Origin of the sequence: Natrinema marinum (genome assembly GCF_024296685.1) — an archaeon.
Taxonomy (GTDB): domain Archaea; phylum Halobacteriota; class Halobacteria; order Halobacteriales; family Natrialbaceae; genus Natrinema; species Natrinema marinum.
The window spans coordinates 388351-398070 of the sequence record NZ_CP100763.1; the positions used below are offsets into that span (position 1 = coordinate 388351).

Sequence of the window (9720 nt, forward strand, 5' to 3'; positions counted from 1 at the left end):
TTCTCGGATCGTCGGGACGGCCTACCAGTGACCGAACAGCCGCTCGAAGACGTTCCGATCGCTCGGTCGCTCGGCGAGCAGGACCGACCCCTCGACCTCGTTGACCACGTCCATGTGCAGGGAATCCGTCATCAGTCGCGAAATCACGCCTTCTTCGGTCGCGCCCAGCAGGACGAGCGGGTGATCGGCGGCCGCCCGACAGATGGTGTCCTCGACGTCGCCGGAATCGTCGACGACGAGTTCAGCGTCCTCGAGATCCCGCTCGGCGGCCCAGTCGGCGAGGAACTGCTCGCCGGCCTCGCGGTCGTCCGGGCCGGCGACGACGTGCAACAGCGTCACGTCGGCCCCGATTTTCGTCTGTAGCGTCTGCGCGACCTCGGCACTCAGGTCGGAGTCCGGGCCGCCGGCGGTCGCCAAGAGGACCCGGGAGGTATCCAGCTCCCGATCTTTGAGGATGAGAAAGTCACAGGGGAGGTTGCTCGTCAGTTCGCTGATCCGGCGCTCGGCGCGGCCGGAACTCCAGGGTCGGTCGGTGCCCCAGCCGAGCAAGACGAGGTCGGACCGCTCGCGTTCGGCGGTGGCGAAGACGTCCTCGAACGACCGGTGGGAGACGACCGTCGACGTCTCGCAGGGCACGTCGTAGGCGTCGGCCCGCTTCCGGACGTCCGCCATGCGCTCTTCGGATTCGGCGACGATCCGTTCGGTCTGGCCGGCCCCGTAGCGCATCGACGTCCGGTTGGGCATCTGGACGACGTGGACGGCGTGGATGATCGCGTTCTCGCGGCCGCTGGCCAGCGTGCAGGCGAAGTCGACGATCGCCGACTCGGTCCGCGGGTTCGCGATGGGGACGAGGATACGATAGGCGTCCTCGTCGTCGCCGTGAATCTCGGTCGTGTTGATCAGCGGCACATAGGAGCGGCCCGCGTAGCCGCCGAACACCCACTCCCCGATCGAGAGCTGTCTGTCGGCGCCCTCGAAGCGGGCCGACTCGAGGCGGTGTTCGCTGGTCTGGAAGTAGTTGACGACGGTGACGAGGGCGATGCCGCCGATGGTGTTGCCCAGCAGGACCGGGAGGACGAAGCCGTAGAGCCCGGTCAAGAGGGCGAGTTCGCCGGCCAGCACCAGATACACCATCTCGGTAAAGGAGACGACGACGTGGAACAGGTCGCCCAGCGGGATGGCGAGGAAGGCCATGTAGACGACGACGAGCCGCGAAATTGTGTCGCGGGAGGCGTAGACGATCCAGACGACGCCGGCAACGATCAGGCCCGCGAAGGCCGCCTTCGAGAAGAGGGTCCACCACGCCGTCTCGACGCCGTGTCGGGAGAGTTCCATCGCGGCGTCCCTTGCTGCCTCGTCGAAGACGCCGCCGTACGAGAGCGCGATCGCGCCCAGGGCGCCGCCGGTGAAGTTGCCCGCCAGCACGATCGTCCAGTGTCGCAGCAAGGCGGGAACGCTGGCCAGCCGTTCCAGAGTCAGCGCGACCGGCGGCAGCGTGTTCTCGGTGTACAGTTGGTAGCCGCCGATGATGATATAGATGAAGCCGAGCGGATAGAGGAGTTTGCTCAGGATCGGATGGCCGTCGGTCGAGGCCGTCAGCGAGGCGTAGAGCAAGAACGTGATGGTGATCGCGAAGCCGGCCGCTAGACCGCTGAAGAACAGTTCGCGGCTTCCGGACGTGATCTCCTCGTCGGCCGCGGCGACGATCCGCTGGAAGATCTCGTCGGAGGAAAACCGGTCGCGGACGACCGCGCCGACCGCCGGTGCACCGCTTCTGGACCGCTCGACGGCCTCGCGGACCTGTTCCTGGTCGGTCCGGTCTCGGTCCGGTCGGCGTCGCTCGACCGGCGCGGAGTCCGTACGCCGCTGGTCGGGAGGATCGCGCTCGCTCATTGTCAGGTACGAACCCGTAACGAGACGACGCGTTTAGTATCTGTTATTAGCGGCCGTTACTGGGGTCGCGGTCGGTGAGAGCGCCGACCGATCTCGAGCCGTCGAGCGCCTCACCCGGCTCGAGGCCTACAGCGAGTCGGGGTCGAGTCGGCCGACGCCCGACCGAAGTGCGAGGAATGCGGCGACGCCGAGCAGACAGTAAACCCCGAGCAGCCCCCAGGTCGTCGCCGTCTGGGTGCCGATGGCGAACTTCGCGACGGTGTTCGCGGGGTGTTCGGGCAGCACCGTCGCGACGACCAGCGCGCCGACGGTGGCCACCGAGTAGAGCAGTTGGGCCTGTCGTCTGTCGGGTGCCCACAGCGCGACCGCGACGCCGCCGGCGACGACGAGCAGCGACAGCGCGGCCACCAGCACGATCAGCGCCGCGGGGCTCGCGATCGAGGTGCCGTTGATCGACAGCAAGAGGAGCCAGGCGACCGCCTGAATCGGTGCCAGCCCCGCCGTCGCCAGCAGCTTCGCGTCGATCACGTCCGCCAGCGAGAGTGGCGCGACCCGGAGTAACTCGAGGGTGCCCCGCTGGCGCTCCTCGATGAGCGAGTCGACGGCGATCGAGCCGCTGATGAACACCGGCAGGAACAGCAAGAGTGGCAGCAACACGGTGTAGGTGAAGCCGACGTACGGGCTCGCGCCGACCTCGTCCGGAACGGGGAGCGGCGCTCGCTCGAGGCGGCCAGCGTTGGCGTTTCGCTCGCGCTCGACGCGCTCGACTTGCTCTAAGGTGTCCCGAAGCTGGACGACGAGCAGCGTCGTCCGAATCCCTTCCTCGGGCGCGGTGACTCTGACGCTAAGCCGTCCATCGTCGTTCCTGTTCGCGTCGAGGACGGCCGTGACTCGGCCGGTGTCGAAGGCCTCGTAAGCGGCGCTGCGGTCCTCGTAGAACGCCGCCGAGACGCCGTCGCGGTCGTCCGCGACCGCGAGCAGCGTGTCGGGATCGTCGCCGGTGACGGCGATCTCGGCCTGATAGCCGTCGACGGAGCCGGGATCGTACAGCGAGACGAGGCCGACGACCAGGAACGAGGAGAACGCCGCGATGAACAACTGGATCGCCAGCGCCAGGATGATCGTCTTCTCCGAGCGCAGCGAGCGTAGCTCTCGGCGGGCGACCGCCCAGCGCGATCCCCAACTCGAGCCCGACCCGCCGTCGCTGACGCGCTCACGCGACAAGGGCGATCACCCCGAGGTTGTAGGCTGCGTGAACCAGCGTGGCCGCGAGGAAGCCGGCGGCGTAGCCCGTCCGGCCGCGGCTCGCCCCGAGCGCCGAGAGGATCGCCGTCGCGACGTGCAGGGCCAGCGGCGCGAGAAAGACCGCGAGCAGGACGAGCGGGTCGCTAGAGACCGCAGGGCCGAACGCGGCGGCACCGACCGAGAGCTCGGGCAGGCCGACGAACTGGACGACGTGGGTGAGCTTCTCGCCGACGAAGAAGCCGGCTCCCGAGAGCGCACCGAGTACCGCGGCGGTCCGCAGCGTCGCGTCGAACCGCGAGCGGGCGAAGCCGGCGTAGACGTGGATGCTCTTCGCGATCTCCTCGACGCCAGCGGCGATGACGATGATAACCGGCACCGCGACCGCCTGCGGGACGGCAAAGAGGAGCGCGACGGCGAGCAACTGGCTCGCGAAGACGAAGGGGATAAAGAGGATCGACAGCAGCGGAACACTCCGCCGGCCGCGGATACGGCTCGCGATCGCGTCGATCACCTTCGCCGGAATCGGCTTCTGGGCGAACATGTCCTCCTCGCGGTAGACGCCGATTCCGAGCAGGAAGAAGACGGCCGCGCTGCAATAGAACGGCGCAGTCGAGAACAGGTACTCGCCGGCGGTGGCGGACTGACTCTGCAGATCCATCACGACCAGCGTCAGCGGCGAGATCAGCGCGACGGCGTGGACATCGGTGAAGATCGCCGGGATAAACGTGTACGTCGTCAGGAAGACGCTGATCGTGACCGTCACGAACGTCAGTTCTTTGAACGAGCGGGCGAGCATCGCGCCGATGAACGTCGAGCCGAGAAAGAGCAGGGCGATCGGCAGCGCCGCCGCGACGGCCAGCGGGCCGCCGCCGATCGCGACCGCGATGGCGACGACGATGGCGGCGAGGCCGCAGAGATACGGCAGGGTCTTGCCCGCCACGATCTCGAGGCGCGAGGCCGGCGAGACCAGCAGTAGTTCCCCGCGGCGCTTGACCCGCTCGTCCATGATCGTGCTCCCGTAGGCCTGGATGACGAAGTTCATCGGCACGACGAACAGGAAGGCGAGCACGAGCGACTGGAAGGGAAACGGCGGCGCGATCGAGCCGGGCGTCCCCGGAGCCGTCGACGCCGTCGAGCCGCCGCCGAGACCGGGAACTTGCAGGCGACCGTCCTCGCCGCTGTCGGCACCGGCTCCGCTGCTTCCGCCACTCGTGTCGGTCCGGCTCGGCTCGCCGTCGCCGCCGTCCGCGCCACCGGTTCCGTCGCCGGAACCACCTGCGGACCCACCGTCGCCGCTCCCGCCGCCGCTGGGCGACCCGCCGAGATCGCGGCTCTGGTAGTCCATCGAGACGAGAACCGGATAGGCGGCCGCTTCGTCGGACTCCTCGTCCATCAGTTTCGCGTTGTACGACTCGACGGCGTCCCGGAACTCGTTGGCGGCGGCCTTGCCGTTCTCGCCGACGTAACCGATCCGACCGTCTCGCATTACGATCACGTCGGCGTTCGCTCCGCCTCCGCCGTCGGTCTCGATGTCCTCGAGCGGGAGCGCCCGGAACTGCTCGCTGTCGACGGCGGCGTCGTAGTAGGGGCTGTCCGCGTCGACGCCGACGACGTAGATCTCTCGCTCGAGGCCGAGCCCAGAGTCGGCGACCGTCGCTCCAGCGGTCCCGACCGCGAGGACCATCACGACGAGGGCCACCGCCGTCTTCCGATCGACGGTATCGGCGCTGCGGGAGACCTCCCAGCGCGCGATGCGGGCCGTACGCGCGGCGAAGACGCGGAGACGATGCGGAAGCCGCCGCAGACGCCCGACGAAGCCGGGAGGACGGCCCTCGCTCACGTCTCGGCCTCCGTCGGCTCGCTCGCGACCTCGAGGAAAATCTCCTCGAGACTGGGCGTCTTCGTCTGAATGTCCGTGACGCGGCCGCCCGTGGCCTCGACGGCCTCGCGGATCGACTCGACGGCGGCCATGTCGTCGACGACGTGACGGACCTGCCCGTTCTCGCGAGTCACCTCGATCGGCCCCGCCGTCGCCTCGAGGCCGGCGCTCCCGTCGTCAGTCGCGTAGACGTGGTACTCGGTCCCGCCGTGGGCGTCGCGGATCTCTTCTAAGGTGCCGCGGGCGACGATCCGGCCGTCGTTCATGATGATGAGCCGGTCGCAGATACTCTCGACGTGAAAGAGGTTGTGCGCGCTGAAGACGATCGTCTTCCCCTCGTCGCTCAGTTCGCGGGTGAACTCGATGATGTAGTTGGTCGTCAGCGGATCGAGGCCCGACGCCGGCTCGTCGAAGATCAGTACGTCGGGGTCGTTGACCAGCGCCCGCGCGATCGCGACCTTCCGTTGCATGCCCTTCGACATGTTGCCGATTCGGCGATCCCGGTGCTCGAGATCGAGCCGGTCCAGCGAGTCGTGAATTCGCTCGCGTGCCACGTCCCTCGGCACGTCGTAGAGGTCCGCGAAGAACTCGAGGTAGCCGATCGCGGTCATCTCCTCGTACAGCGGGGATTCCTCGGGAAGGAAGCCGAGGCGGCGCTGCATCGCGGGCTCGCCGGGCGTGTGGCCGGCGACGACGGCAGTGCCGGCGGTGGGCTCGATCAGCCCCGCCAAGATCTTCAGCGTCGTCGTCTTGCCCGCGCCGTTGGGGCCGACGACGCCGAAGACCTCGCCGCGCTCGATCGAAAAGGAGCTGCCCTCGACGGCGACGAAGCCGCCGTACTCCTTCCGGAGGTCGTCCACTTCGAGTATAGCCATTGGATAGCGCGACCGAGGGAGTCACCCCAGTAAAGTCTAGCGGCCAACGACTGTCGGGGGTCGCCGACAGCTCGGCGTACGGACCAAACCACCAAAGCCGGGGATAGCGTAGTGATAGGTATGACTCGAGTCCGGACCGCAAACACGCCGAACGGCCGTCGCCTCGAGGTTTCGACCGTCGTCGCCGTCCCGGCGGCCGACGCCTGGGACGCCATCGTCGATACGACCCGGTGGCCGGAGTGGTCGCCGATCGTTCTCGGCGTCGAGTCGACGGAGCGCCGGATTCGGACCGGGACGACCGGCCGGGTGCGACTCCCCGGCGTCTGGGTCCCGTTCCGGATCGCCTCGTGTGCCGAGCGCCGGTGGACCTGGCGCGTGACGGGGGTTCCGGCCGCCGGTCACCGCGTCGACGACCTTCGCGACGAGCGGTGTCGGATCGCGTTCGAACTGCCGCCATCACAGGCGGGTTCCGCACCGATCAGCCTGCGCTCGCTCGAGAATCTGGAAGCGCTGCTCGAGGGCGACGAGGCGACCGGTCGAAGAGAGACGCCCTGATCGGTGGGTTTATCCGGTCCTCGTCAGTCTTCCACACCGAAAATGACTCGCGGTGAGACACGACGCGACGGCGACCGCCGACCGGTTCGCTGGGGGAGAGCATGGTCTCAGTAGTCGAGTTGTTCGTTCGGATCGCCGGCGAGAATCCGGTCGTTCAGGGGCTCGTGGGCGGGATCGTCATTGCGACGTTGAACTTGCTCGGGGCGTCGCTGGTGCTCGTCTGGCGCGATCCCTCCGAACGCGCGCTCGACGGCGCGCTCGGGTTCGCGGCCGGCGTGATGCTCGCCGCCGCCTTCACCAGCCTCATCATTCCGGGGATCGAGCAGTACTCCGGCGGCGATCCGATTCCGACGCTCGTCGGCGTCGTCCTCGGGGTCGTCTTCCTCGACCGCGCCGACGGGCTCGTCCCCCACGCCCATTACCTGTTGACCGGGAACAGGCGCACGGACGAGGCCGACCCGAGCACGTCGCTGCCCCTCGAGAACGAGCGACTGACTCCAGTTATCCTGTTCATCCTGGCGATCACGCTCCACAATATGCCCGAGGGACTGGCCGTGGGCGTCGGCTTCGGCTCCGGCAACGTCGAGAACGCGATTCCGCTCATGCTCGCGATCGGGATCCAGAACGTTCCGGAGGGGCTCGCCGTTTCGGTGGCCGCGATCAACGCGGGGCTGGACCGGCGTTTCTACGCGGCCTTCGCCGGCCTGCGTTCCGGCGCGGTCGAAATCCCGCTCGCGGTGCTGGGCGCGCTGGCGGTGAGCGTCGTCGAGCCGCTGTTGCCCTACGCGATGGGCTTTGCCGCGGGAGCGATGCTGTTCGTCATCTCGGACGAGATCATCCCGGAGACCCACACTCGCGGCTACGAACGGATCGCCACGCTCGGCGTGATGGCCGGCGTGATCGTGATGCTCTATCTCGACGTGAGTCTGGGATAGCGCCCCACTGCTGATTTCGACTGGAACTCGATCTACGGCGGCCGTTCGATCGAGAACCGATCTCCCAGCCGTGCGTAGCGACTCCCCGCGAGCCGGCCGACGGCGTCGATCTCGTCGATGTCGATCTTCCTGTCGCTCGTCACGGACTCGTCGAGGTGGACGTGACGAACTTCGCCGAGGACGAGCGTCGACCCGCCCACGTCGATCAGGTCGTGGAGGTCGCACTCGAAGGCGACCTTCGCGCCGGCGACGCGGGGCGGCTCGACGGCGGCCGACTCGGCGCGCTCGAGGTCGGCGTGATCGAACTCGCTCTCGCCGGCGGGCAGCGTGGCGCTGGTCTCGTTCATCGCCTCGGCCAACTCCTCCGTGACGAGGTTGACGACGAATTCGCCGGTGTCGCGGGCGTTGCGCGGCGTGTCCTTCAGCCCGTCCGCGCCGTCGACGGGCGCGAACAGCAAGACCGGCGGCGCGACCGACGCGACGGTGAAGAAGCTATAGGGCGCGAGGTTGTCGACGCCGTCGTCGCTCGTGGTGCTCACCCACGCGATCGGCCGCGGGACGACCGCGCTCGAGAGGATTCGATACAACGAGCCGTCGTGGTCGTCGACGTCGATTTCGAGGGCTGCTCCGTCCTCGCTGTCCGCCCGTCCGCCGTCCGTCATCGACGCCCCTCCGCCGGCCGCGTTGTGGCTGCAGCCGTCGACGCCGTCTTCCCGATTGCTACTAACACGATGTTACCCGGTTCGGATGCGAACTACTAAAGCGATTCGCGACGTAGGCATCACCGGATACTATCGATGTCATCGCCACAGACGAAACCTCGCGAGCGAAATCAGGATGCCTGCCCCGTCATCGCCTCCCTCGAGCAGATCGGCTCGCAGTGGCGACTCGCCGTGCTCCACGAACTGTTAGACGGTGAGCAGCGATTCAACGAACTCAAGCGCTCGACCGGCGCGAACGCACGCACCCTCTCGCGGGTTCTCGACGATCTCGGCGAGATGGGCTTCGTCGAGCGTCGCATCGAGGAGGACGCCCCCGTCGCCACGTTCTACAGCCTCACCGACAAAGGCGAGTCGCTGGAGCCGGTCTTCGACGAAATCGAGTGCTGGGCCGGTGCCTGGCTCGAAGAGAGCGCGCTCGAGCACTGAATCGACAATTTAGAACGGCACCGCGCCGGCCTCAGGTGTGGTCTTCGACGAACGCCTCGATCCGGTTGAGCGCTCGCTTGAGATCCTCGAGCCCGGTCGCGTAGGAGACCCGCAGGTGGCCTTCGCCGACGTCGCCGAAGACGTCGCCGGGGACGACCGCGACGCCCTGCTCACGCAGGACTTCCTCGGCGAACTCCTCCGCCGTGAAGTTCTCGGGGACCTCCGGGAAACAGTAGAACGCGCCTTTGGCTTCGAAGACGTCCATCCCGATCTCCCGAAAGCGCGAGAGGACGAACCGCCGCCGCCGATCGTACTGCTCGACCATCTCGCGGACATCGTTCTCGCAGGAGTCTAAGGCCTCGAGGGCGGCGTACTGGGCCGTCGTCGGGGCCGAAAGCATCGTATACTGGTGGATCTTGTTCATCGCGCCGATCGCGTCCGCGGGGCCGAGCGCGTAGCCAAGTCGGAGGCCGGTCATCGCGTGGGCCTTCGAGAAGCCGTTGAAGACGATGGTGCGCTCGCGCATTCCCGGAAGACTCGCGATCGAGGCGTGCTCGCCGTCGTAGGTCAACTCGGCGTAGATCTCGTCCGAGAAGACCGTCTGGTCGTGCTCGCGGGCGAACTCGGCGATCGGCTCGAGGTCTTCTTCGGGCATGATCGCCCCCGTCGGATTGTTCGGGTAACACAGCACCAGCACGTCCGCGTCGGCCGCGCCGGCTTCCTCGAGGCCCTCGACGGTGAGCCGGAAGTCGTCCGCCTCTTTCGTGGGGACGGGCAACACCTCGCCGCCGGCGAAGATCACGCCGGGCTCGTAGGAGATGTACGCGGGCTGGGCGATCGCGACCGTGTCGCCGGGGTCGACGAACGCGCGGAAGGCCAGGTCGACCGCCTCGCTCGCACCGGCGGTCACGATGATCTCCTCGTCGGGATCGTAGCCCAGGTCGAACCGGTCTGCGACGTAGTCGGCGATCGCCTCGCGGAGCTCGCGCTTGCCTCGGTTGGCCGTGTAGGAGGTCTTGCCCTGTTCCAGGGACGTGATCGCGGCGTCGCGGGCCGCCCACGGCGTCGCGAAGTCGGGCTCGCCCACACCGAGGGAGATGACATCGTCGCGCTCCTCGGCGATCTCGAAGAACCGGCGGATGCCCGACGGCGGGACCGCTTGCACCCGCTCTGACAGTTCGAACGTCATG

The 9720-nt window shown here is 67.8% G+C and carries 9 protein-coding genes; 3 read left to right on the forward strand and 6 right to left on the reverse strand.

Annotation, left to right across the window (positions count from 1 at the left end):
* Positions 1-21 precede the first annotated feature (21 nt).
* The 4 genes from NKH51_RS01985 to NKH51_RS02000 form a co-directional block, all read right to left on the reverse strand.
* The gene (locus tag NKH51_RS01985) at positions 22-1893 is read right to left on the reverse strand and encodes a formate/nitrite transporter family protein (RefSeq protein ID WP_254763567.1); all 1872 of its coding nucleotides are present in this window, start codon (positions 1891-1893) and stop codon (positions 22-24) included.
* Positions 1894-2019: 126 nt separating this feature from the next.
* Positions 2020-3117 (reverse strand): ABC transporter permease, encoded by a 1098-nt coding sequence (locus tag NKH51_RS01990; protein ID WP_254763568.1) that lies wholly within the window; start codon positions 3115-3117, stop codon positions 2020-2022.
* On the reverse strand, positions 3107-4978 hold the full coding sequence (locus NKH51_RS01995; RefSeq protein WP_254763569.1) for an ABC transporter permease family protein: 1872 nt from the start codon (positions 4976-4978) through the stop codon (positions 3107-3109). The genes NKH51_RS01990 and NKH51_RS01995 overlap by 11 nt, the downstream gene beginning before the upstream one ends.
* Positions 4975-5892: an ABC transporter ATP-binding protein gene (locus NKH51_RS02000; protein ID WP_254763570.1), complete on the reverse strand. Its 918-nt coding sequence runs from the start codon at positions 5890-5892 to the stop codon at positions 4975-4977. The genes NKH51_RS01995 and NKH51_RS02000 overlap by 4 nt, the downstream gene beginning before the upstream one ends.
* A 120-nt stretch (positions 5893-6012) precedes the next feature.
* On the opposite strand from NKH51_RS02000, the gene NKH51_RS02005 reads away from it, so the two are divergent.
* The gene (locus tag NKH51_RS02005) at positions 6013-6447 is read left to right on the forward strand and encodes an SRPBCC family protein (protein ID WP_254763571.1); all 435 of its coding nucleotides are present in this window, start codon (positions 6013-6015) and stop codon (positions 6445-6447) included.
* 101 nt (positions 6448-6548) lie between these two features.
* Positions 6549-7382 (forward strand): ZIP family metal transporter, encoded by an 834-nt coding sequence (locus NKH51_RS02010; RefSeq protein WP_254763572.1) that lies wholly within the window; start codon positions 6549-6551, stop codon positions 7380-7382.
* Between the two features lie 32 nt (positions 7383-7414).
* Here NKH51_RS02010 and NKH51_RS02015 read toward each other — a convergent pair whose 3' ends face one another.
* Entirely contained in the window at positions 7415-8044 is a 630-nt protein-coding gene (locus tag NKH51_RS02015; protein ID WP_254763573.1) for a flavin reductase family protein, read from the reverse strand.
* 135 nt (positions 8045-8179) lie between these two features.
* Between NKH51_RS02015 and NKH51_RS02020 the strand changes: the two genes are divergently transcribed.
* Entirely contained in the window at positions 8180-8530 is a 351-nt protein-coding gene (locus tag NKH51_RS02020) for a winged helix-turn-helix transcriptional regulator (RefSeq protein WP_254763574.1), read from the forward strand.
* Positions 8531-8561: 31 nt separating this feature from the next.
* Here NKH51_RS02020 and NKH51_RS02025 read toward each other — a convergent pair whose 3' ends face one another.
* Positions 8562-9719, reverse strand: a complete 1158-nt coding sequence (locus NKH51_RS02025) for a pyridoxal phosphate-dependent aminotransferase (RefSeq protein ID WP_254763575.1) — start codon at positions 9717-9719, stop codon at positions 8562-8564.
* Position 9720 lies beyond the last annotated feature (1 nt).

Bases quoted from the DNA above. Each gene is read 5' to 3' on its own strand.
- NKH51_RS02020 (WP_254763574.1), top strand. From the start codon at position 8,180: ATGTCATCGCCACAGACGAAACCTCGCGAGCGAAATCAGGATGCCTGC.
- NKH51_RS02010 (WP_254763572.1), top strand. From the start codon at position 6,549: ATGGTCTCAGTAGTCGAGTTGTTCGTTCGGATCGCCGGCGAGAATCCG.
- NKH51_RS02005 (WP_254763571.1), top strand. From the start codon at position 6,013: ATGACTCGAGTCCGGACCGCAAACACGCCGAACGGCCGTCGCCTCGAG.
- NKH51_RS02015 (WP_254763573.1), bottom strand. From the start codon at position 8,044: ATGACGGACGGCGGACGGGCGGACAGCGAGGACGGAGCAGCCCTCGAA.
- NKH51_RS01985 (WP_254763567.1), bottom strand. From the start codon at position 1,893: ATGAGCGAGCGCGATCCTCCCGACCAGCGGCGTACGGACTCCGCGCCG.
- NKH51_RS02025 (WP_254763575.1), bottom strand. From the start codon at position 9,719: ATGACGTTCGAACTGTCAGAGCGGGTGCAAGCGGTCCCGCCGTCGGGC.
- NKH51_RS02000 (WP_254763570.1), bottom strand. From the start codon at position 5,892: ATGGCTATACTCGAAGTGGACGACCTCCGGAAGGAGTACGGCGGCTTC.